The sequence below is a fragment of the Streptomyces sp. NPDC088116 genome (genome assembly GCF_044741745.1).
Classification (GTDB): domain Bacteria; phylum Actinomycetota; class Actinomycetes; order Streptomycetales; family Streptomycetaceae; genus Streptomyces.
In genome coordinates this window covers 428630-451847 of record NZ_JBIUTF010000004.1, presented here as the reverse complement: position 1 = coordinate 451847, position 23218 = coordinate 428630, and the positions used below count along the sequence as shown (strand labels likewise).

19 protein-coding genes are annotated in these 23218 nt (G+C 69.7%); 7 read left to right on the top strand and 12 right to left on the bottom strand.

Annotation, left to right across the window (positions count from 1 at the left end; all coding sequences use genetic code 11):
* Positions 1-92: 92 nt before the first annotated feature.
* Positions 93-515 carry an ATP-binding protein gene (locus ACIOJD_RS18935; RefSeq protein ID WP_401915539.1) on the top strand — a complete coding sequence of 141 codons (423 nt, stop codon included), beginning with the start codon at positions 93-95 and terminating at the stop codon, positions 513-515.
* Between the two features lie 207 nt (positions 516-722).
* Here ACIOJD_RS18935 and ACIOJD_RS18930 read toward each other — a convergent pair whose 3' ends face one another.
* Positions 723-1775 (bottom strand): DUF2637 domain-containing protein, encoded by a 1053-nt coding sequence (locus ACIOJD_RS18930; RefSeq protein WP_401914752.1) that lies wholly within the window; start codon positions 1773-1775, stop codon positions 723-725.
* A 233-nt stretch (positions 1776-2008) separates the two neighbouring features.
* On the bottom strand, positions 2009-2857 hold the full coding sequence (locus ACIOJD_RS18925) for a (2Fe-2S)-binding protein (protein ID WP_401914749.1): 849 nt from the start codon (positions 2855-2857) through the stop codon (positions 2009-2011).
* Between the two features lie 449 nt (positions 2858-3306).
* On the opposite strand from ACIOJD_RS18925, the gene ACIOJD_RS18920 reads away from it, so the two are divergent.
* Complete coding sequence (locus ACIOJD_RS18920) at positions 3307-4179, top strand: GntR family transcriptional regulator (RefSeq protein ID WP_401915536.1); 873 nt, start codon at positions 3307-3309, stop codon at positions 4177-4179.
* 225 nt (positions 4180-4404) lie between these two features.
* Here the strand turns inward: ACIOJD_RS18920 and ACIOJD_RS18915 are convergent, their stop codons facing one another.
* From ACIOJD_RS18915 to ACIOJD_RS18880, 8 genes are all read right to left on the bottom strand, one after another.
* Complete coding sequence (locus ACIOJD_RS18915; RefSeq protein WP_401914747.1) at positions 4405-5172, bottom strand: enoyl-CoA hydratase/isomerase family protein; 768 nt, start codon at positions 5170-5172, stop codon at positions 4405-4407.
* 79 nt (positions 5173-5251) lie between these two features.
* The gene (locus ACIOJD_RS18910) at positions 5252-6505 is read right to left on the bottom strand and encodes a cytochrome P450 (RefSeq protein WP_401914744.1); all 1254 of its coding nucleotides are present in this window, start codon (positions 6503-6505) and stop codon (positions 5252-5254) included.
* 102 nt (positions 6506-6607) lie between these two features.
* Entirely contained in the window at positions 6608-7975 is a 1368-nt protein-coding gene (locus tag ACIOJD_RS18905) for a cytochrome P450 (protein ID WP_401914742.1), read from the bottom strand.
* 11 nt (positions 7976-7986) lie between these two features.
* Positions 7987-8577, bottom strand: a complete 591-nt coding sequence (locus tag ACIOJD_RS18900) for a GTP-binding protein (protein WP_401914739.1) — start codon at positions 8575-8577, stop codon at positions 7987-7989.
* Positions 8552-8956 carry a DUF742 domain-containing protein gene (locus ACIOJD_RS18895; RefSeq protein WP_401914738.1) on the bottom strand — a complete coding sequence of 135 codons (405 nt, stop codon included), beginning with the start codon at positions 8954-8956 and terminating at the stop codon, positions 8552-8554. The genes ACIOJD_RS18900 and ACIOJD_RS18895 overlap by 26 nt, the downstream gene beginning before the upstream one ends.
* Positions 8953-9363: a roadblock/LC7 domain-containing protein gene (locus ACIOJD_RS18890; RefSeq protein WP_401914735.1), complete on the bottom strand. Its 411-nt coding sequence runs from the start codon at positions 9361-9363 to the stop codon at positions 8953-8955. Before ACIOJD_RS18890 ends, ACIOJD_RS18895 begins: the two co-directional genes overlap by 4 nt.
* A complete protein-coding gene (locus ACIOJD_RS18885) occupies positions 9360-10517 on the bottom strand; it encodes an ATP-binding protein (RefSeq protein WP_401914732.1) in 1158 nt (385 codons plus the stop codon). The genes ACIOJD_RS18890 and ACIOJD_RS18885 overlap by 4 nt, the downstream gene beginning before the upstream one ends.
* Positions 10518-11147: 630 nt before the next feature.
* Positions 11148-11963 carry a hypothetical protein gene (locus ACIOJD_RS18880; RefSeq protein ID WP_401914729.1) on the bottom strand — a complete coding sequence of 272 codons (816 nt, stop codon included), beginning with the start codon at positions 11961-11963 and terminating at the stop codon, positions 11148-11150.
* Positions 11964-12407: 444 nt separating this feature from the next.
* Between ACIOJD_RS18880 and ACIOJD_RS18875 the strand changes: the two genes are divergently transcribed.
* Positions 12408-14078 carry an FG-GAP repeat domain-containing protein gene (locus tag ACIOJD_RS18875; RefSeq protein ID WP_401914726.1) on the top strand — a complete coding sequence of 557 codons (1671 nt, stop codon included), beginning with the start codon at positions 12408-12410 and terminating at the stop codon, positions 14076-14078.
* A 92-nt stretch (positions 14079-14170) separates the two neighbouring features.
* Here ACIOJD_RS18875 and ACIOJD_RS18870 read toward each other — a convergent pair whose 3' ends face one another.
* Positions 14171-15985: a PucR family transcriptional regulator gene (locus tag ACIOJD_RS18870; RefSeq protein ID WP_401914723.1), complete on the bottom strand. Its 1815-nt coding sequence runs from the start codon at positions 15983-15985 to the stop codon at positions 14171-14173.
* A gap of 413 nt (positions 15986-16398) precedes the next feature.
* Here ACIOJD_RS18870 and ACIOJD_RS18865 point away from each other — a divergent pair, with 413 nt between their 5' ends.
* From ACIOJD_RS18865 to ACIOJD_RS18850, 4 genes are all read left to right on the top strand, one after another.
* Positions 16399-17292: an FAD binding domain-containing protein gene (locus tag ACIOJD_RS18865; RefSeq protein ID WP_401914721.1), complete on the top strand. Its 894-nt coding sequence runs from the start codon at positions 16399-16401 to the stop codon at positions 17290-17292.
* Positions 17293-17294: 2 nt separating this feature from the next.
* A complete protein-coding gene (locus ACIOJD_RS18860) occupies positions 17295-17909 on the top strand; it encodes a (2Fe-2S)-binding protein (RefSeq protein ID WP_401914718.1) in 615 nt (204 codons plus the stop codon).
* A 2-nt stretch (positions 17910-17911) separates the two neighbouring features.
* Positions 17912-20296 (top strand): xanthine dehydrogenase family protein molybdopterin-binding subunit, encoded by a 2385-nt coding sequence (locus tag ACIOJD_RS18855; protein WP_401914715.1) that lies wholly within the window; start codon positions 17912-17914, stop codon positions 20294-20296.
* A gap of 63 nt (positions 20297-20359) precedes the next feature.
* Positions 20360-21568: an XdhC family protein gene (locus ACIOJD_RS18850; protein WP_401914713.1), complete on the top strand. Its 1209-nt coding sequence runs from the start codon at positions 20360-20362 to the stop codon at positions 21566-21568.
* A gap of 408 nt (positions 21569-21976) precedes the next feature.
* Here the strand turns inward: ACIOJD_RS18850 and ACIOJD_RS18845 are convergent, their stop codons facing one another.
* Positions 21977-23011 carry a LacI family DNA-binding transcriptional regulator gene (locus ACIOJD_RS18845; RefSeq protein WP_401914710.1) on the bottom strand — a complete coding sequence of 345 codons (1035 nt, stop codon included), beginning with the start codon at positions 23009-23011 and terminating at the stop codon, positions 21977-21979.
* Positions 23012-23218: the final 207 nt, after the last annotated feature.

The window sequence follows — 23218 nt, the reverse complement described above, 5'->3', positions numbered from 1 at the left end:
TGAGTGGCATTTCCGGGGGAGGGGAATGCATCCGGTGTAGACGTTCGAGGGCAGGGGCAGTCACCGGCACAAGCGGGGGGACAGACGTGACGATGGGGACGGGATTGCGGCGCAGAGTGGGCGGCGCCGATCTCGCGGCCGTTCCGGAAGTGCGGCATGCCTTAAGGGAGATGCTGAGACATTGGAAGGAGCGCGATTCCGCCGACGTGGCCGAGCTGTTGGTGAGTGAGCTGGTCACCAACGCGCTGGTTCACACGAAGAGCGGCGCCGTGGTCACGGCGACGGTCGCGGACTCACGACTGCGGGTGGAGGTGCGGGACTTCGTCGCCCCACTGCCCGAAGTGGCCGCGCTCACCGCGCTGTCCGCGCGAACCGGCTCCGTCAGGCCGGTCCCCGACGACTCCACGCACGGCAGGGGGCTGGCGTTGGTGCGGAGCCTCGCGGACGACTGGGGGATACGGACCCGGCCGCTGGGCAAAGTGGTGTGGTTCGAGCTGAACGGCGAGGCAGCGTAAGGGTCTTGCGGAATCGGGCACCGCCGTCAGGCGCGGGTCGGGACGGGACACAATGGCGAACCGGCGTGACGGTCGTCCGCCACGCCGGTCCTGGGCAACACGCCCTTGGTGCTTTCCGCCGGTGCTCTCCGCTTCCGGAAGGGGCAGCCGTACTGAAGGCCAGCCGTACTGAAGGCCAGCCGTACTGAAGGCCAGCCGTACTGAAGGTCAGCCGTACTGTCGCTCGAGATCCGAGAGCTTGCGCTCCAGGGAGTCGAGCCTGGGAAGTGCCTGGGTGTCGTCCTCCGCCGTCAGGTCCACCATGCGTGTCTCGGGAGTGCCCGCGGGCTGAAGCGACAACCGGGACCGGTGAGGCAGCTGGGCCTTTTCGGCTATGGCAGGCTCCGCGGCTGCCTCGACGGCGGCCGGAGAACCGCCGGCCACCGCGGGCAGCGGCACCTGTCGGCCGCCGCCGCGCCCCCGGCCCCAGGCGACCCGGTGCTGTCGGTTGAGCGCCTTGATCTGCGCGCGGTCCAGCTTCTCCTGCTCCCGCCTGCGGTGCCGGGACTGCTCCTTCTGGCGCCGGTCCTCGCGCACCTCGTCGACCGCCTCGTCCAGCGTCCGCACGTTCTCCAGGAGCATCAGCGACCAGGCGGCGAAGGTCTCGCGGGGAGCGCGGAGCCACCGTACGATCCGGATCTGCGGCAGCGGACGGGGGACGAGCCCCTGCTCGCGCAGCGCCGCCCGCCGGGTCTGCTTCAGCGCGCGGTCGAACAGCACCGCGGCCGAGAGCGACATGCCCGCGAAGAACTGCGGAGCGCCGTCGTGGCCCAACCCCCTGGGCGCGTGGACCCAGTTGAACCAGGCGGCAGCACCGGCGAACGTCCACACCAGCAGGCGCGAGCCGAGGGCCGCGTCACCGTGGCTGGCCTCGCGCACCGCGAGCACCGAGCAGAACATGGCCGCGCCGTCGAGCCCGAACGGGACGAGGTACTCCCAGCCGCCGCTCAGGTTGAGGTTCTCCTGGCCGAAGCCCACGAGACCATGGAAGGAGAGCGCGGCGGCGACCGCCGCACAGCAGAAGAGGAGTGCGTAGGAGGCGGAGCCGTAGATGGCCTCCTTGCGTCGGCGGCGCTCCTCGCTGCGTTCCCAGGAGTCCTCGGTCGCGGCCTTGTCACCGGCGCGCTTGCCGCGGGCGATCACCGCAGCGGCCACCAGGATTCCGACGATCAGCACGCCGAGGGGGAGCAGCCAGTTCAGCGATATGTCGGTCAGTAGCATGCGGTGTTCCTTGCATCGCAGTAGGGCGTTTCGAGCGCCAGTTTGGCGGAAGCGCGGTGCCCCTCAGGGGGTTTCGGGACAAGAGAACACCAACGAGGCGGTGAGGCCCGCAGATTAGCGTGTTTTGTTAGCACTGCCGTGCGGCAAGCTGCTGTCATGTTCGATTAATATCACCCCTGCGGGGGGCGTGGATGACACGGGTGACGGGTAGTCAGACGCTCGCCCTCGGCAAGTCAGACGCTCGCGCTCAGCTTCCGGACCCGGTCGGCGTCGTCCGTGCGGGGGCAGGTGACACACGTGTCCTCGGGGCGCAGTGTGTAGAAGAGGCAGCAACTGGCCCGGTCACGGGTGGGCAGCGATTCGCCGTTCGGCCCCGTCAGTTCGCGGAAACCCGCCGCACCGACGTACGGCTTGGTCGTGCCCGGCAGCAGCCGCTCCAGCTCCGCCATCGCGGTCCGCTCCTCGCCCAGCAGGTGGGCGATGTACCAGAGCCCCTCGACGATCTCGTCGGTCGCCATGCCCCACAGCGCCCGCCGTCCGCGCCGCATGCGCGGGGCGAAGCCTTCGAGGACCGGCCCGAGGTGTTCGGCGACGGCCGTCCGCACCTCGGCGCGCAGGGCCTCCTCGTCCGCGACGACCCGGGCGCCGGGCAGGGACGCCGCGGGGTCGTCCGGCAGGCAGGCGAAGTCACCTATCCGGACGGTCATGCGGCCCAGCGCCCGCTGGAAGGAGACATCCTCGACGGGTACGCGCGGGACCCTGCGGTGCAGGAACCAGGGCACGGTGACCAGCAGGCAGGCAGGCCAGGCGTAACGGTGGAGCGCGAAGCTGGCGACCACGTCGGGGCGGGCCCGCTGTCCGTAGTCCCGCAGCACCTGCGCCTCGTCCCAGGCGAGGAAGGCGTCGAGGGCCGGACCTCCGGCGGCGAGTTCCGCCGCGCTCACCCAGCCGCCGCCGTGCGGGGGCCGCTCACTGCCGGTGAGCTGGTCGACGCGCAGCGCGGGAAACACCTCGGTCAGACGCGCGTACGCGTCCGTCACGGGAGAGGCGAGGAGGCCGGGCAGCAGGGCGGGGACGGTCATGCAGGGGACCACCGAATCGCGATCGTTTGCAGGTAAGCCTTACCTTACCCGATACGAACGATGTTTGAACTGCGGCCCGGTCGGCCTATCGTGCACCTGTGAATCCCGGCTTCCACGAGCCGGCGGACAGGACCTGATGGGCGGAGTGGACCCGAGTGGAGCAGCGCAGAGTGCGGGGAACCGCGGCGCCGCGGCCGAACGTATCCGGGGCGGCCAAGGCGGCCCCGTCCCTACCGTCGCCGGGTTCTGTGCCGGAGGGCTCCGTGCCGCCCGATCGCGTACCGACCGGTTCCGTACCGACCGGTTCCGTACCGACCGGTTCCGTACCGACCGGTTCCGTGCCGGACGGTACTGAGTCGACCGAATCTGTGTCGGACGGTTCCGTACCGACCGGTTCCGTGCCCACCGGCTCCGTGCCGCCGGGGGCGGGCCGGGTGCCGCGGCAGCCGATGACGACGGCCCGGCCCGGTGAGGATCCCGCGGAGCGGGGGCCGGAGCGGGCACGCGGGGAGCACACGCACAGTGAGTACACCGACGGTGAGCACCCAGGCGCTGAGCACGTCGGTGGCGGCCACGCCGGAGGTGGGGGCGTCGACGCTGGAGACGTCGGTGGTGAGCTGCCCCCGACCACGCCGCCTTCCCCGACCACGTCGCCCTCCCCGGTCGCCTCACCTTCGCCGACCGCGCCGCCGCCCCGGCCGGTACGGCGTCACTCCGTGCGCGGTCAGATCCTCGACGCCCTGCGCGGGGCGCTCGTCAGCGGTGACCTCGTTCCCGGCGAGGTCTACTCCGCCCCCACGCTGGGGGAGCGTTTCGGCGTCTCCGCCACCCCGGTGCGCGAGGCCATGCACCAACTGACGCTGGAAGGCGCGGTCGAGGTCGTCCCCAATCGGGGATTCCGCGTCACCGAGCGCAGCGCGCGCGAACTCGCCGAACTGGCCGAGGTGCGGGCGCTGATCGAGGTGCCGGTGATGCTGCGGCTGGCCCGCACCGTACCGGCCGAACAGTGGGCGGAACTCTCCCCGTTGGCGGAGGCGACGGGCCGGGCCGCGGCCGTCGGGGACCGTGCCGCGTACGTGGAGAGCGACCGCGCTTTCCACCGGGCCCTGCTCTCCCTCTCCGGAAACCGGCAACTGGTGATGGTGGCCGACGACTTGCACCGCCGTTCCCAGTGGCCGCGGGTCAGCGCTCCGGCCACCCGCCGCGCCGACCTGGTCGCCGACGCGGCGGAACACTCGGCGCTGCTGGACGCCCTGATGGCACGGGATCTGCCGGTGGTGCAGTCGTTGATACGGGAGCACTTCACGGGCGCGGCCGACTGACCTCGGTGGCCGCGCCCGTGCGCGGAGGGCGTTGAGCGTGTGGTGCTGAGCGTGTGGCGTTGAGCGTGTGGCGTTGAGCGTGTGGTGCTGAGCGTGTGGCGTTGAGCGTGTGGTGCTGAGCGTGTGGCGTTGAGCGTGTGGTGCTGAGCGTGTGGCGTTGAGCGTGTGGTGCTGAGCATGTGGTGCTGAGCTTTTGGTACGAGCGCCGTGGTGCGGGATGCCGGCTCAGCGGGCCGCGGCGGCCGCCTGGGCGGTGGCGACGGCGCCGGTCAGGATTTCCGTGTCGAACAGCGTGCCGTCGGCCAGCCGGTGGGCGCCCGCATAGGCGTTCAGCATGGCCTTCGCCGTACGCAGGGCCGACGGAGACCGGCGGAGCAGCGGCTTCGTCCAGCGTGCGACCGTCTTGTCCAGCTCGTCCTCGGGGACGGCCTTGTGCAGGATGGTCAGCTCCGCGGCCTTCTGGGCGTCGAAGTTGTCGGCGGTCAGGATCAGTTCCCTGATCCGGGCGGCCCCCGTCTCGTGGAACATCCGCGGCATGATCCCGCCCCAGGCCGGCGGGATCCCGATGCCCAGTTCCGGCAGCCGGAAGCGGCAGTCGTCCGCGCCCACCCGCAGATCGCAGAGCACCGCGAGGCCCAGCCCCGCTCCCACCACGCTGCCGTGCAGCCGCGCGATGGTGACCACTCCGGTGGTCGCCATCAGGTCGCACATCCGGCGCGCCTTGTTGCCGGCCGCGCGCAGACCCGCGCCGTTGGGGTACGCGGCCAGGAGGTCGGGGAACTCTCTGCGGTCCGCGCCGAGGCAGAAGTCGTCGCCCGCCGCGGAGAGGATCAGGACACGAATATCGGGATGCTCGTCCAACGCGCCAAAAACAGCCAAGAGTTCATCGAGAAGAAGTCCGGATATGGCATTACCGGTCTCCGGGCTGTTGAGCCGCACCTTCAGTACGGGGCCTTCGTGTACGACATGAAGAGCCTTGAGGTCATCAAACATGCTGTCCTTGTTTCGTGTGAGCCCTACGGGGCGCGAGAGGGCTTGTGGGAACGAATCGACACGTTGTGCTGGCTCTCCATCAGCTCACCGTCACCATCAAACTGGTGAGGCGGCGGAATGTGACTTGTGGTGCCCATGAGGGGGGTGAGCCGAGGCGCAGTCCCGGCATACGCGCCATCAGCCCGGTCAGGAGTGACGTCGCTTCCAGCCGGGCCAGCGGGGCGCCGAGGCAGTAGTGAATCCCGCTGCCGAAGCCGAGGTTCGGGGCATTGCGGCGGAAGTCGAAGACTTCGGGGTCGGTGTACTTCCGCGGGTCGTGATGGGCCGCGCCGACCATGAGTTGCACCATCTCGCCCTCGCGGATCCGGACGCCGGCCAGTGTGACGTCTTCGGGCGCCGTCCGGCTGAACAGGTGGATCGGCGGGTCGTAGCGCAGGGCCTCGTCGACCGCGTCGGGTATGTGCTCGGGCTGGGCGCGCAGTTGCTCCAGCTGCCGGGGGTGCTTCAACAGCAGGTACGTCATGCTGTTCAGCAGGTGCGTCGTGGTTTCCAGCGCGGCCTCGAGGACGAAGAACGCCAGGGAGTGGACCGCCGCGTCGGCCAGTTCCCGGTCCGGCTCCAGCGTGTCCCACGTCTTGATCCATGAGGAGACCGGGTCGTCACCCGGTGCCTTGCGACGTTCTCGTACCAGCTCGGTGAAGTAATGCTGCAATTGCCGGGTGGCTGCGTCCGCAAGGCCGAGTTGGCTGGGCGAGGGGAACAATTCCTGGGTGAGTACCTGGTCGTTGACGAGTGAGTTCAACAACCGGTAATCGGAGGACGGCAGCCCGAGCCATCGCCCTATCGACATCACAGGAAGCTGCTCGGATATCAGCGAACTGAAGTCGGCTTCCCCTTGCCGCAATTCTTCGGCGAGTCCGTCGAGCAGTTGGTCGACGGACTCGTCGATAGATCGCTTGATTTTACCGAGAGATTTACGGTCGAAGGGATTTCCGAGCGATTGCCGCATCTTCGTATGATGCGGCGGATTCAGCATGGGGAGCGTTTTTGCGGCCTGTTGTGAGGCCGGTGTGTTCCAGCGCTCGTGATTGCCCTGGGTGGCCCGCCACTGGCTGTCAAGGGCTTTCCACTGTCTGCTCCGGAGTATCTGATCGCACAGGTTGTACGAGGTCACAAGGTGTCCGCCCCAGGGTGCGGCGAAGACTTCACCCATATCTCTCAGCTCTGCGTAGAGCGGCAGATGGCGTGACTGCCCCTCCCTTGTGCGCAGTCGGGAAAAGAGAGAGATCACGGTGCGTCGGTCGACGGGAGAGGCGGTCGGGGAGGGATTCACAACGAGTCCTTCAAAAGGAGAGCGCGTACGATTCGCTCAACCTTTCTACCCCTTTAGAGTAACGTCCATGCGACAGTCAGTCACCTTGCGCTGTAGCGAACGTCACCCTTTGAACCAGGTGAGGAAGCCACTCCAGAAGCTATTCTTCTGCGACCTTGACCGCTCGTCAGGCGCCGGTGCGGCCGGGGCCGTTCGCGACTGCCCGCCATAACGGGGGGATGTACTGGTTTCGCTGCGTACCGGAGTAAAGCGGGCAGGAAGAGCGTTAAGCGCCCGGTGAATGGGACCGGGGCGCCAGGTCAAAGTCTCCGCGGGTACGCCGAGTTCAATGTCCGGCAGCTTGTTGAGAAGCTTTTCGATGGCCAGTACGGCGATGAGCATCGCGGGGTCCTTGGCCGGGCACGCGTGCGGACCCGCACCCCAGGCCAGATGGGCACGCTTGCTGAGCGTCTGACGGCTCGTGGACAGGCTCGGATCGCTGTTGGCCGCGGCGAAGCTGATGACCACGGGGTCTCCGGCGTCCAGCTTGCTTCCCGACAGGTCCACGTCGTACACCGGGTAGTGGATGGCGTAGTTGGCTATCGGCGGGCTGTTCCAGAGCACGTCGTTGATGGCGTCCTCGACCAGCAGACCCGCGCCGTGCTGGTCGCCGGCGTACTTCTCGTCGGACAGCAGCAACAGCAGGGCGCTGGCGATCACGTTCTGTGTGGGTTCGGTGCCGGCGCCGATCAGAGTGACCAGCTGATGGATCATCTCCTCGTCGCTCAACCCCGCCGGGTGCTGCATCAGCCAGGACGTGATGTCGTCCCCGGGCTGGGCGCGCTTGCGCTGCACCAGATCCAGCAGGGTCTCCGTCACCAGTTGGTTGGCCTTCGCCGCGTCGACACCGTCCATGAGGCTGGAGATGCCGAAGACCAGCCGGTCACCGATCTCCGCCGGGCAGCCGAAGAGTTCGTTGAAGACCAGCAGCGGCACCAGCTGCGCGTAGTCCGCGACCAGATCGACCTGGCCGCGGCCGGTGAACTGGCTGATGAGGTAACGCGAGACGCGATCGACATGCCGGCTCACCCGGTGCGTGTCGATCTTGGCCAGCGACTCCGTGACCGCCCGACGCACCCTCAAGTGTTCCGCGCCGTCCGAGAAGAGACAGTTCGGGCGGTACGCCATCATGGGAACGATCGGGCTGTCCAGGGGCACCCGGCCTTCGTTGAGCCCACGCCAGCGCCGGGCGTCCCGGACGAAGGTGTCCGGGTTCTGGAGCACATGGAGCGCCGCCGCGTAGTCCGTGACGAGCGATGCCTCCACGCCGGGGGCCAGTTCGACGGGCGCGGCGGGACCGAAGTGCCGCATGTACTCGTAGTAGGCGTCCGGGTCCCTGGCGAACTCCGGCGTGTACACGGGGATTCCCTTGCCGCTGTTGTGCGCCGGGCAGCCTGGCGGCGGGGCGGGGAATTCCGCAGGGGATTGCATGTGTCGAACTCCTAGTTGAGGCGTGACTGGAGGTAGCGGACGAGGTCGATCAGCGCGTTCGCGGAGGAGCGCTGGTCGCGCGCGTCGCAGGTGACCAGGGGTGTCTCGGGGAGCAGGTCGAGAGCTTCCCTGATCTCCTCGTCCGTGTGACCCGATGTGGTGTCGAACCTGTTGACGGCTATCGCGTACGGGATTCCGTAATGTTCGACGAGGTCCATCACGGGGAAGGACTCCTGGAGGCGATTCGGATCGACGAGCACCAGGGCTCCCAGCGCACCCCGGGTCATGTCCTCCCATACCTGAACGAAGCGCTGCTGTCCGGGTGTTCCGAACAGATACAGGACCAGCTTCTCGCTCAGGGTGAGACGGCCGAAGTCCATGGCGACCGTCGTCGTGGTCTTGCCGGTGGTGCCCTTGAGGTCGTCGATGCCTTCTCCGGCCCGCGTCATCACCTCTTCGGTACGCAGCGGCGGGATCTCGGACATGGTCCCGATGAACGTCGTCTTCCCCACGGCGAAATGCCCGACCACCAGGATCTTCGCGGCGGTCTGCACCGAATCGCGCAGGTAGACCCCGTCATCCAAAGCGGGCTTGAAGGCCACTCAGCACCTCTTCGAGTATTTGTCTGTCGACGAGCTTTGCGGGAGGTATGGGGGCGCGCGTGTGGAGATACCCCTCCGCCGTGAGGTCGGACAACAGGATTTTGACGACGCCCACCGGCAGCTCGGTGTGTCCGGCGATCTCGGCGACCGCGAGATAGCCCCCCGAACACAGCTCCAGAACACTCTGCTTCTCAGGGTCGAGCTGGCCCGCCCGGGGTGCGCTCTCGGCTGCCGTGACCAGCGTGATCAGTGAGAACTCGTTGTCATCCAGCAGGGTTCTGCCGTTGGTGATGACGTACGGACGCACTAACGGGGCTGCTTCCGGCTCCATCTCGTCATTCAGTCGCCGCTCCGGATCGGACTCATCTGGTGATGTCATGCCTTGGTGTCCGCAATCTCGCGAGGAGGACTGGTCAGGGCCTTGCCGAGCTGTCCGACGAGCTGCTGCATACGGAAGGTGATCTCGGCCATGTCGACCTCGGGTGTCGCCGAGACGGCGAGATAGGCACCTTCGCCGGCGGATATGAGAAAGGCCCAGCCGTGGTCGAACTCCACCAGCGTCTGGCGCCACTGCGGCCGGTTGTTCGGCGGCACGCCGCAGAACTCGGCCACCGTACGACTCAACGACTGCATGCCACTCATCGCGGCGGCAACGGTATCGGCATGGTCCTTGCCGACGTCTTTCGAGCGGGCCATGAGGAGACCGTCGGCGGAAACGAGGATCGCATGTCGCGCTTCCGGCACTTCAAGGGCGCTGTCAAGCATCCAAGACAGGTCGTAATTCACTGAGTCTCATGCCCTTCGCTGCGTGCGTTGGTGGAACGGCGGCCCGATTGCGTTCCGCGCTGGAACGCGCCCATGACGGATGCGGCCTGCTCGCTGGAGCGGGCCGGTGCGTCCGTGTTGTCCGCTGTCGGCACGATGGAGATCGCGCCGCGTCGACGGCGTTTCGGCAGACCGCCGAAGGTGGTCGAGGGAGTCGTCTGAGCCTCTTCGGGCGGCATCGGGGAGGACGCTGCCACGGTGGGGAATTCCTCGGGCTCGGGCGTGGGCGTGGGCTCGGGCTCGGGCGTAGGCATGGACGTCAGGAGCTCCTCGGGCAGAAGCACGACCGCGCGCACGCCACCGTACGGGGAAGTGGAATCCACGGAGACGGTGAAGCCGTAGCGGGCGGCGAGCACACCGATCACGGTGAACCCGAACTGTGGCGGATTGCCGAGCCCCGAAACACCGGGTGAGCGTTCGCTCGACAGGAGCTTGGCGGCCCTGGCTTTTTCTTCCTCGTTCATGCCGACACCGGCATCGTCGACGATGATGCAGACGCCCTTGGGCACGGGCCGGATATTGATCTCGATCACCGTTTCCGGCGCCGAATAACTGGTGGCATTGTCCAGCAGTTCGGCGAGGGTGAGCGCGACCGGCTCGACGGCCCGGCTGACGATGGCGAAATTACTCTGGGCCCGGATCTCGACACGCGTGAAGTGCCGGATGCGGCCCTTGGCGCTGCGGACCACGTCGTACAGCGAAGCGGCGGCTCGCTGCCGGCCGAGCCAGCCGTCGCAGAGCACCGCGATGGACTGGGCGCGCCGTGCGAACTGCGAATTCATGTGGTCGATGTCGAGGAGGTCCTGGAGAACCTGGAGTTCTCCGTACTTGTCCTGGAGCTTGGAAATAGCAAGCTGCTGCTCACTGGCGAGACCCTGGAGTGTGCGCATCGCCGACTTCAGAGCGGTCTTGGTGTCCTCTTCCGCTCTTTCCTTGGCCTCTTCCACGGCCTCGGCGTAGTGCTCTTCCAGGTTGGTGTAGTGAGCCCTGAGCTCCTGTTTCTCCCTACGTAGCTCGGCGATCGACTTTCTACCGCGAATGATCGCGGTAGCGGCGACAGGAGTACCAACGGCAATGAGACCCCAAAGCGCTGGATCCTGGAAGTATTGCGTCATAAGGCTCTCTTCGGGCGACTGGACCACCGGGTGCTGAATGTCTGGAGAGTACATTCGAACGCGCGCGCCGTCACAAATACCACTTGTTCACGGACATGCGTTCACAGACATACGGGATCGGTCGCGCATGCTCGCCTGCCGGGCTGCCTCGAAAGGCTCGGCTAATGGCATAGTTCTCCCCCGGGCCGGCGGATTTCTGGGCCGATGCGCTGATTTCCCTTTATGCCGTAGCGGGTTCGGCGCCGCTTGGCAAGCCTGGCGATCTTATCATCAGGCGGTGGTGTGTCATCCGTCAGGTTCCGGTTCTTTTTTGGCATCTGACGGGAATTCAGCATCACTTCCCTTTTGGGGTTGTTGGCGACTGTTTCCGGCCCGTCGCGGGACGCTCCGGGCCGGGTGACTTGCCGTCGGTTCGGACGTATGTCCATTTTGCTCATCCGTCCGTCACATGCCAGAGGCGAAGTCGTGACGGGTTCGTGTCGGGGTTGTGGGGAGCCCGTGCGGACTTGTGGTGCGGGTGGCGTCGCGAGCCGGGAGGGGTTTGCCGGACAGGCTCTAGCACAAGGCATGCCGTCTTGGGGGCTGGTCGGGATTTTCCGTGTTCGCCGTGAGGGGTGGCCCTCCGCGCGATCAGGCGACGGGCGCCGGTGGGGTGAGCTGGTCGGCCAGCCAGGTGGGTACACCGCCCAGCAGCCGGAACAGCCGTCCGGCCTCGGCGCGCAGTCGTGCCGCCTCCGGCTCGGGTTCGGCGTCCGCGAGGGCGGCGAGGGCCGGGGCCGTACCGACGAGATAGCCCAACTCCTCGCGGATGCGGAGGGATTCACCGAAGCCGTGACGCGCCTCCGCCAACTCCCCCTCGCGCAGGGCGAGTCCGGCCAGGTGGCGCCAGGTGAAGGAGAGCAGCAGCGTCTCGCCGGCCGCCGTGGCGGCGGCGTGGGCGCGGCGGTAGGCCGCGCGGGCCGACTGTGGGGAGTCGGAGAGATGCTCGGCGACGAGTCCGCGACGGAAGTCGAGGAGCGCGCGGCCGGGGGCCGTCGGGTCGAGCAGGGCCGCCGCCCGGCCGAGGGCGGCACGTGCCTCGTCCGCCCGGTCCCGTACGCCGAGGACCGTCGACGCGTAGGCGAGATGGCCGCGTTCGCAGGCGGCGGCGCCGCGTTCGTGGTCCTCGCGGGCCGCGGCCTCCGCCGCGCGCAGGGCGTCCTCGGCCTCCGGCCAGCCTTCGCCGGTGAACAGGCAGCGCTCGACGAGCAGCGCGGCGCGTTGCAGGGCCAGGGCCGGGGTGCTGCCGGTGGTGGTGCCGGAGCCAGTGGCGGGCAAAGTGTGCGAGGGGCTCAGGGCGTGAGGTGTGAGCAGGGCTGCCGCGTCGGTCCAACAGCCGCGTGAGCGCAGCCGCCATACCGCGGTCTGGAGAGGGTCGTCACCGACAGTGGTTCCGGTACCAGACATGGCGGTATACGCCACATTGCCCTCCCGAGCGCGCCATTGTGCTGTGAGTGTGGACGCATCTCAGCACGGAAGGGCACGCCGGGCCAATAGGTCAGGTGAAAGTTTTCACAATCACTTGCGGCCCGGGGTGGTCCTGAGATGTCGGCGGTACAGGGGGCCAGGACTGCCGGAAGGGGGCGCTGGGATCGACGGGAGGGCTGTCACCTGCGGTGACCGGGGTGGGCCGGTCGGTAGTGGCGGTGCGGGGTTCGGTCTCCGTCGGGAGTTGGATCTCCCTATGACCGTATCGAGTGACGCCGGTCAACGCCGGTCAACTTCGGTCGGCATGGCACGCGGTGACACGGTGACACCGTTACACGGAGGCGCGATGGCCCGCGGGGCGCCGTCGGTCCACCGTTACTCCAGAGTTGGGATGGGCTCCGGTCGGTATGATCCGATGGGCCGATGAAACGCCGTCACCACCTCGTCGCCCTCGCTGGTCTCACCTCGGTGGCCGTGCTCACCACAGGCTGTTCGGGCGGGGACGAGCACGGCGCGGCCATACCGCCGAAGGACTGCCGATCGCTTCCGGACGCACCGGTGTCCCCGGGGCCGGGGACACCGGTGGGCAAGGTACCGACGGCCACGGATCCGCGGGGCACGGATCCGCGAGCCACGGACCCGACGCACGCTGACCCGCGTGGCACGGCGGCCCCGAGGCCCACGGATCCGACAACCACGGCCCCGACCGGCGCGGATCCGACGGGCGTGGACCCGACCGACACCGACCCGACCGACACCGACCCGACCGACACCGACCCGACGGGCACCGACCCGACCGGCACGGCATCGATGTACGAGGCCCAGAACACCGATGACATCAACGGTGACGGCTATCCGGATCTGTCCGCCGACGGCTGGTACCGGCCGGTCTCCGGCGGGGGCTGGCAGCGCAACCGGGCGATCGCCTTCGGCTCCGCCTCCGGGATCGACCCGGCCAAGGGCCTCTCCCTCACCCGGCGTTACCCCGCTCTCGGTCCGTCGGCGAGCGCCGAGGGTCCGGCCGGGCACGGCGCGGGCGCGCAGCTGCGGGCCGACGTGAACGCCGACGGCTTCGCCGACATCCTCATCCCCGCCGACCCGGCGCTCCCCGGCGACCGCTCCCGGATCGTCTGGGGCGGCCCCAAGGGTACGGACGGTACGGCCGAACTGCCCGCCAGGACACCGCCGTTGGAGCTGATGGCCGACTTCGACGGGGACGGCAGCCCCGATCTCCTGGCCGAGCCCACCGTACGTGCCGTCGCCGACGACTCCGCGCAGAACCAGTGCGCGACGCTGCTGCGCGGGCCGTTCACCCACGACGGCAGGCCGCGTGACGTCTCACGTGTCGATCTGTCGGTCGGCGGCCTGGTCCAGAAGCGTGAGATGAGGACGGGCGACTTCGACGGCGACGGCAGGGACGACCTGGTGGTCACCGGGGTGAAGGGCGCCCCCGACCCGTACGACGAGGCGGACGGGAAGCCGGCGGCCGACCATACGGAGTTCTACCGGGGTACGGACGAAGGCCTCGCCCGGGTCGGTGAGCTGAAGGGCTTCCCGACCCGGATCGGGACGAGCGGGGACTTCGACGGCGACGGACGCGACGACCTGGTGGCCGGTGCGTACGTCCACTTCGGCGGGCGCGACGGCCTGGCGGACGCCCGCCGCGAGCCCTCGAAACTCCCCGGCGGTCTCGGCGTCCGGCCGGTCGGCGATGTGAACGGTGACGGCCGCGAGGACCTTGTCGACGTCGACCGGGGCGGGCCACGTCCCGATGGCGCCGTCACCGTCTACCTTGGGGGCCCGGAAGGGCTCGAGGCGCAGGATTCGAGTCCGTTCAGCCGCGCGTCGCTGTGGCCGCCGCGCACTTCGGGCCACGACGGCTTCGGCCGGGACATCCAGCTCACCGACCTCGACCGGGACGGCTGCGACGACCTCGTCGTCGGACACCTGGACTACGACAAGTCCGGTGGGGAGAACGGTTATTGGATTCTCCGCGGCTCGCCCCGGGGAGTCACCGCCGAGGGCGCCCGCTTTGTGAAGGCGGCCGACATCGGAGGCGGTGGAGGACGGCTCAGGCCGGTTGAAGCCGACTGAGGCCGGGCGAGTCCGCTTTGGGCCGAGTCCGATGGTCCAGCCGGCCGGCGGCCCGCCGACGCGGAGTGGCCGCCGCCCCCGCCGCACCGGCCTCAGCGCATCCGTAGCGCCAGGAAGAAGTCCAGCTTGTCTTCCAATCGCGACAGGTCACGGCCAGTCAACTGCTCGATCCTGCCGACCCGGTACCGCAGCGTGTTGACATGCAGATGCAGCCGGGCCGCGCACCGCGTCCATGAGCCGTCGCAATCGAGGAAGGACTCCAGCGTCGGGATCAGCTCGGCCCGGTGACGGCGGTCGTAGTCCCGCAGGGGGTCCAGCAGGCGTGCGGTGAAGGCCCGGCGTACGTCGTCGGGGACGAACGGCAGCAGCAGTACGTGCGAGGCCAGCTCGTGGTGGCCCGCCGCGCAGACACGGCCCGGACGGGCCGCCGCCACACGGCGGGCGTGGCGGGCCTCCTCCAGGGCGCCGCGCAGGCCCTCGGCCGACGCGACCGCCGCGCTCACACCCAGCGTCAGCCGTCCGTCGTCCGCGAGTCCCGACGACAGGGGGTCGCGTACGGCGGCCAGGAGCGCGTCCGCGTGCAGGCCCGGGTCCGTCGCGGAGACGTCCCCCGGCTTCCCGGCTCCCGCACCGACGCCGGTCTCAGCGCCCGTCGCCGTCCCCACCCCTGCCCTCATGCCCCGGTCCTCGTACCCCGAGGCCGGGGCCGTCATCGGCAGCGGCACCAGCGCGATCGCCTCGTCGCCCATGTGCGCCACCGCGATCCGCTCCGAGGTGTCCGTTCCCGCTGTCGCCGGGTCGACCAGGATCTCCTCCAGCAGTGACTGGGCCACCGGGCCGCCCTCGACCGCCGCCCTGCCCGCTGCTCCGCCGTCCGTCCAGTCCACCTGGGCCACCACGACCTGCCAGTACGGCGCCGTGCTCAGTCCGGGCAGCAGCACCGGGGCCGCGACCCGCAGGCGCCCGGCGATCTCGGAGGGGACCGCGCCGGCCTGGACCAGTTCCAGGACCTCCTGCGCGAGCCGGCGGCGTACCGTACGGGCCGCGTCGCGGCGGTCGCGTTCCACCGCGATCAGCTGCGTCACCCCTTGGAGCAGGTCGAGCCGGGCCGCCGGCCAGTCGCCCGCGTCCGCCTCGACCGCGAGCAGCCAGTCGGACAGCACGGTCTCGCGCACATCCCGGGAGCCGTGGGGCGCCCCGCCGCGCCCGCCGTCGCGCACGGGGACAGGGACGGGGATGTCGCGGACGGGGAGAGGGAAGAGGGAGTACGCCGTCCCCTCGACGGTCACCTGGTACGGACTGCGGCGGCCGGCGCGGGTCGCCGCCAGATGTTCACCGGCCAGCGCGGCGGCCCGCGCGGCGGGCAGCGGCTCACCGGCCCCGGCGATCCGCCGGCCGACGGGGGAGAGCACCCAGGCCCGCAGATCGAGGTCGGATCCGAGGAGATCCAGGACGGCGTCGGGGCCGCCGCCCGCCGGGCCCGAGGTCATCAGCCTGCGGTGCCGGTCGACGACCGCCGCCAGGTCTCCGGCCCGCTCCCCGGAGACCTGGCGGACCACGTGCTCGGTGATCGTCGCGAACGCCACATCCTCGGTGACCGCGAAGAGCGGCAGCCGGTGGTTCGCGCAGGCCGTGATCAGATCCTCCGGGACCGGCCCCAGCTCCGCCTCGCCCGCGGCGATCCCGGCGACCCCGGCGCTCGCGAGGATGCGGACGAACGGTTCGGAATCCTCGGCGGAGCGCCGCCAGGCGAGTCCGGTGAGGACCAGCTCACCGCCCGACAGGTAGCGGCTCGGGTCCCGCAGATCGGTGGTCATCACCCCGCGGACGGTCCGGTTCAGCTCGTCCTCGCCGCCGAGCAGCCGCAGGCCCAGCGCATCGGTGTCCAGCAGTGCGCGCAGCCGCATCTCGTCGCCGCCGATCCTTCTCGTTGTTGGTCGGTCCCGCCGGGTCGTCACCGAGTCGTCACCGGGTCGTCGCCGGGTCCCGTCGGGTCCCGCCCGGCCGGGACCGGTACCGCTCGGCCGAGACCCGTACCGGCCAGCCTTGATCGATCCTGTCGAAGGAGTGCCCGATCCTGACCGGAAGGCACTCGATCCTGATCGGTGAGCGGCTCCTGTGGGTACTTATGTTTCAGGAGGAAAACCTTACGGTTACCGCGCCCCATCATTCGTTCGAATCTACAAGACTCGGGGAGCGACCAGCCAATTCCTTCATGGTTTCGGTGACTGCACCAGCCGGAGCGCGCCTTGTGTACTTGTGAGAGAAGCCGGGCCGGCCGTCCCCCGGACCCAGAGAATGATCAAGAAGAGAGCCACTCATGGACTTCCTTCGCCCCGCCGGCTGGGAGGACGCGCTCGCTGCCAAGGCCGAGCACCCCACGGCCGCGCCCATCGCGGGCGGCACCGACATCATGGTCGAGATCAACTTCGACCACCGGCGGCCCGAGTACCTGCTGGACCTGAACCGCATCGCCGTTCTGCGCGAGTGGAGTGTCGGTGAGGAGAGCGTCCAGCTGGGCGCCTGCGTCCCGTACTCCGACATCATGGAGCACCTCAGAGGGCCGCTGCCGGGCCTCGCGCTCGCCTCGCACACCGTCGCCTCGCCGCAGATCCGCAACCGCGGCGGCGTCGGGGGCAATCTCGGCACCGCGTCCCCGGCCGGTGACGCGCATCCGGCTCTGCTGGCCGCGGGCGCCGAGGTCGAGGTCGAGTCGGTACGAGGCGCCCGCCGCATCCCGATCGACGCGTTCTACACCGGGGTGAAGCGCAACGCGCTCGCCCCCGACGAGCTGATCAAGACCGTGCACATCAAGAAGGCGGACGGACCCCAGCAGTTCTCGAAGGTGGGCACCCGCAACGCGATGGTCATCGCGGTCTGCGCCTTCGGGCTCGCCCTGCATCCCGGGACCCGTACCGTACGGACCGGCATCGGATCCGCCGCCCCGACCCCCGTGCGCGCCCTCGACGCCGAAGCGTTTCTGAACGCGGCGCTGGACGAGGGCGGTTTCTGGGAGAGCGGGAAGATCATCACCCCGTCGATCGCCAAGCAGTTCGCGACTCTCGCCTCGGCGGCCTGCAACCCCATCGACGACGTGCGCGGCACCGCCACCTACCGCCGCCACGCGGTCGGGGTCATGGCGCGCCGCCAACTCGGCTGGACCTGGGAGCAGTACCGCGGCACCACCGGCCGCGCCCTGGAAGGAGCTGCCTGAACATGCGCCTGAATTTCACGGTCAACGGACGCGAACAGGAAGCCGACGACGTCTGGGAGGGCGAGAGCCTGCTGTACGTACTGCGCGAGCGCATGGGCCTTCCCGGCTCCAAGAACGCGTGTGAGCAGGGCGAATGCGGTTCTTGTACGGTACGGCTCGACGGCGTGCCGGTCTGCTCCTGCCTGGTCGCCGCCGGTCAGGCGCAGGGCCGCGAGGTCCTTACGGTCGAGGGCCTCGCGGACTACGCCAGGCACCGCGAGGAGACCCACCCAGGAGGTGGCTGCACCGCCGGAGCTTCCGGGGCCCCCGGCTCGTGCGGCGTCACGCTCGACGAGGCCAGGAGCTGGCAGGCCAAGGGCTCTTCCGGCGCGCAGGCGGGCGAGGGCGGCGAACTGTCCCCCGTACAACAGGCGTTCATCGACGCCGGTGCCGTCCAGTGCGGTTTCTGCACCCCCGGCCTGCTGGTCGCCGCCGACGAGATGCTGGAGCGCAATCCCTCCCCGAGCGACGCGGACATCCGCGAGGCCCTCTCGGGCAACCTCTGCCGCTGCACCGGTTACGAGAAGATCCTCGACGCGGTCCGCCTGGCGGCCGCCCGTCAGGAAGGCGGGGTCTGACCATGGCCACCACCGGTACCCCCACCGAGATCAGCCAGGGATCGAAGACCAGGGGCGGCATAGGCGAGTCGACGCTCCGCCCCGACGGCACCCTCAAGGTCACCGGAGAGTTCGCGTACGCCTCGGACATGTGGCACGAGGACATGCTGTGGGGCCACACCCTGCGCTCCACCGTGGCCCACGCCGCCATCCTGTCCATCGACACCGCAGAGGCCCTCGCGACCCCCGGCGTCTACGCCGTCATGACCTACGAGGACCTCCCGGCCGATGTCAAGAACTACGGCTTGGAGGTCCAGGACACCCCGGCCCTCGCCACCGGCAAGGTCCGCCACCACGGCGAACCGGTGGCCCTCGTCGCCGCCGACCACCCGGAGACCGCGCGCCGCGCCGCCGCCAAGATCCGCGTCGAGTACGCCGAACTGCCCCTCGTCACCGACGAGTCCACGGCGACCGCCCCCGGCGCGCCACTGGTCCACGAGCACCGCGGGGACCGGCACGCACCCCATGTCCCGCACCCGAACATCGTCCACCGCCAGCCCATCGTGCGCGGCGACGCCGACGAGGCCGCCCGGCGCGCCGATGTGATCGTCTCCGGCGACTATGTCTTCGGCATGCAGGACCAGGCGTTCCTCGGCCCGGAATCCGGCCTCGCCGTGCCCGCCGAGGACGGCGGTGTCGATCTCTACATCGCCACCCAGTGGCTCCACTCCGACCTGCGCCAGATAGCGCCCGTCCTCGGGCTCCCGGAGGACAAGGTCCGGATGACGCTGTCCGGTGTCGGTGGTGCGTTCGGCGGCCGGGAAGACCTGTCGATGCAGATCCACGCGTGCCTGCTCGCGCTGCGTACCGGCAAGCCCGTGAAGATCGTCTACAACCGCTTCGAGTCCTTCTTCGGGCATGTCCACCGCCACCCGGCGAAGCTCCACTACGAACACGGCGCGACGCGCGACGGCAAGATCACGCACATGAGGTGCCGGATCGTGCTGGACGGCGGTGCGTACGCCTCCACCACCGCGGCCGTCGTCGGCAACGCCGCGTCCCTCTCGGCCGGACCGTACGTCATCGACAACGTCGACATCGAGGCGATCGGGCTCTACACCAACAACCCGCCCTGCGGGGCGATGCGCGGCTTCGGCGCGGTCCAGGCGTGCTTCGCCTACGAGGCGCAGATGGACCGGCTGGCGGCTCAACTGGGCCTGGATCCCGTGGAGTTCAGGCAGCTCAACGCCATGGAACAGGGCACGGTCATGCCGACGGGACAGCGGGTGGACTCCCCGGCGCCCGTCGCCGAACTGCTGCGCCGCGTCAAGTCCCGGCCGCTCCCGCCCGGTCAGCAGTGGCTCGCGGCCGGCGAGTCGGCGGACGTCCGGGCCCTGCCCGGCGGTCTCTCCAACACCACGCACGGCGAGGGGGTGGTACGGGGAGTCGGCTACGCGGTCGGCATCAAGAACGTCGGTTTCTCCGAGGGCTTCGACGACTACTCCACCGCGCGGGTACGGCTCGAAGTCATCAACGGAGCGCCGGTCGCCGTCGTGCACACCGCGGCGGCCGAGGTGGGCCAGGGCGGAGTCACCGTCCACGCGCAGATCGCCCGGACCGAACTCGGCGTCGCCCAGGTCACCATCGTCCCCGCGGACACCCAGGTCGGCTCGGCGGGATCGACGTCCGCCTCCCGCCAGACCTATGTCACGGGCGGCGCGGTGAAGAACGCCTGCGAGCACGTCCGGGAGAAGGTCCTGGAGATGGGCCGGCGCAAGCTCGGCACGTACCACCCCGCATGGGCCACCGCCGAACTGCTGCTGGAGGGCGGCAAGATCGTCACCGACGGGGGCGAGGTCCTCGCCGGTCTGGTCGACGTACTGGAGGACGAGGCGGTGGAGCTGGAGCTGGAGTGGCGCCACCGCCCGACCGAGCCCTTCGATCTCCGTACGGGACAGGGCAACGGCCATGTCCAGTACTCGTTCGCCGCACACCGTGCGGTCGTGGAGGTGGATACGGAGCTGGGCCTGGTCAAGGTCATCGAACTGGCCGTCGCCCAGGACGTCGGCAAGGCGCTCAACCCGCTGTCCGTCGTGGGCCAGATCCACGGCGGATCCACACAGGGGCTCGGCGTGGCGGTGATGGAGGAGATCATCGTGGACCCCAGGACCGCGAAGGTGCGCAACCCGTCCTTCACGGACTACCTGATCCCCACGATCCTCGACACGCCGACCATGCCCGTCGACGTGCTCGAACTGGCCGACGACCACGCGCCGTACGGTCTGCGCGGCATCGGCGAGGCGCCGACCCTGTCCTCGACCCCGGCGGTCCTCGCGGCCATCAGGGACGCGACCGGGCTCGAACTGAACAGGACACCGGTACGTCCCGAGCATCTGACCGGGACCTGACCGGGACCTGACCGGGGTTCTCTTCGTTCCGCATGACTGCCCATCAGCCCCCAGGAGACCGACATGCTTGACATAGCCGAAGAGCTCAGCCGGTGGGTCGAGCAGGGGCGGGATGTCGCCGTGGCCACCGTCGTGGCGGTGGGTGGCAGCGCGCCCCGGCGGCCAGGAGCCGCGCTCGCCGTCGACAGCGAGGGCGCGGCGATCGGCTCGGTCTCGGGCGGATGCGTGGAAGGCGCCGTGTACGAGCTGTGCCGACAGGCCCTGACGGACGGACGTACCGTCCTGGAACGGTTCGGTTACGACGACGAGGACGCCTTCGCCGTGGGGCTGACCTGCGGCGGAGTCATCGACATCCTGGTGACGCCGGTACGGGCCGACTCGCCCGGCCGTCGGGTGTTCGCGGCGGCGCTGGCCGCCGCGGCCCGTGGCGAGGCGGCGGCGCTCGCGCGGATCACCGTAGGGCCGGACGAACTGCGCGGCCGTGCCCTGCTGGTCCGCCCCGACGGCTCGTACGAAGGAAGCCTGGGCGGACACCCGGAGCTGGACCGTACGGCGGCGGGGGAGGCCCGGGGCATGCTCGACGCGGGCCGCACCGGCACCGTGGTCGTCGGTGAGCGGGGATCGCGCTGCGGGCAACCGCTGACGTTCCTGGTCGAGTCGAGCGTCCCGCCCCCGCGCATGATCGTCTTCGGTGCCGTCGACTTCGCCTCGGCGCTGGCGAGGGCCGGTGCGTTCCTCGGCTACCACGTGACGGTCTGCGACGCGCGTCCCGTCTTCGCCACGCGGGACCGTTTCCCCGACGCCGACGAGATCGTCGTCGCGTGGCCGCACCTCTATCTGGCGTCGGCCGTCGCGGACGGCCTGGTCGACGGCCGTACGGTGCTCTGCGTCCTCACCCACGACGCCAAGTTCGATGTGCCCCTGCTGGAGCTGGCCCTGCGGCTCCCGGTGGCCTTCGTCGGTGCGATGGGCTCCCGGCGCACCCACGAGGACCGGAACAGGCGGCTGCGCGACATCGGGCTCACCGAGCGGGAGTTGGCCCGGCTGCACTCGCCGATCGGCCTGGATCTCGGGGCCCGTACGCCCGAGGAGACCGCGCTCTCGATCGCCGCGGAGATCGTCGCGGCCCGGCGGGGCGGCAGTGGGGTCTCGCTGAAGGGGGCGCACATCCCGATTCATCATGACGGGCCGCCGGTTGCGGCGCGGGGGCCGGCCGCCATGCGCGCGCCGAAACCGGCGGCGCGGGTGGGGCGGATCGAGTCCGTGGCCTGACCGCCTGACCGCCTGCCTGACTTGCTGACTCGCCGACGGCACCCTTGGCCTCGCGCACCGTTCCGTGCCGCGTCCCCCACGGATGCGGCACGGAACAGCGCTCTCACCCGCCTCGCGGCAGGGTGCGCCCCCGCACCGGGCAGGGCAGCTGTGCGGGGCGGCGTGACAGGAGCCGCCACCTTCCGGTGTGGGAGCGCTCCCATGAGCCTTGTCCAGGAGCGCTCTCTTGTCAAGAGTGGGTATGTCACGGGCAATTCGAGGTGCGGCCCCGACAGCCGTCCGCGTGCGGCGGTTCAGGATGTGTCGTCCGCGAATGCGCCGTTACCGTCTCCGTCGGCCGCTACCCGGAGCCCGTGTGGGCGTACCGTCGCGAGCCGGGACGCCAACACCGGGCCCCGGCAGGCTTGTTCAGCCCGACGCCCGCCGCACCAGTTCCGTGCGCAGCACCACATGCTGCCAGGCCGCCGAGGAATCGTTGATCATCTCCAGCAGCACCCGCGCCATGGTGCGCCCCATCTCCTCCACGGGCTGGCGCACCGAGGTCAGTTGAGGATCCGTGTGCTGTGCGACGGGGGAGTCGTCGAACCCCACCACGGCCACATCCTCCGGGACCCTGCGCCCCGCCGCCCGCAGCGTGTGCAGGGCGCCCACCGCCATCAGGTCCGAGGCGGCGAACACCGCGTCGAGAGCGGGGTGCCGCGCCAGCAGCTCCGCCATCGCGCGGCGTCCGCTCTCCTCCGTGAAGTCGCCGTGGGCGATCCAAGAGGTATCCGGAGCACCAGAGGTGCTGGACCTTTCCCGTACCGCCTCCTCGTATCCCCGCAGTCGGCACTGCGCCACATACATGTCCAGCGGTCCGGTGATGGTGGCGATCCCGTGCCGTCCCGAGTCCGCCAGATGACGTACGGCGGCGCGGGCACCGCCCGTGTTGTCGGAGTCGACGTACGACACGGATTCGTCCCCGGACCTGCGCCCGCTCAGGACCGTCGGCATCTCCATCCCGGCCAGCAGATCGGGCAGCGGGTCGCTGCCGTGGACGGAGACCAGCAGGACTCCGTCGATCCGGCGGGCGCGCGCGTACTGGAGGAAGCGCTGCCGTTCCTTCTCCGTACGGACGAGGGTGAGGAGGAGTTGCAGGTCGGTGTCGGCGAGAGCGCCCCCCACGCCGTGGACGATCTCGGAGAAGTACGGTTCGGCGAAGAACCGCTTCTCGGTCTCCGGAATCACCAGCGCCACGGCGTCGCTGCGGCTGCCCGCGAGGGCGCGGGCGGCGCGGTTCGGTATGTAGCCGAGCTGGGCGATGGCCTGCTCGACCTGGTGCCGGGTGGTGTCCTTCACCCGTGGCGAATTGTTGATGACGCGGGACACCGTGCCCCGGCCGACGCCGGCGAGCGCGGCGACCTCCTCCAGGGTGGGCTGGCCCGTACGTCCCCTCGTCACCATCGTGCGACCTCCAGTCTGGGCCCGAGCTGCCGACGGCGAGCGGAGTGCGGAGTGCGGTGCGAGCAGGGAACGGGCTGGCTGTCATCCAATCACTGGGGACGCCGCTGTACGAGTTCGAGGCACGGACCGGGCGCCCGCGATCCCGTTTCGGCCGCGCTCTCCTCCGCCGTACGCTCGGCGAGCAGCCTTCCCACCGGCCTTCCCGGC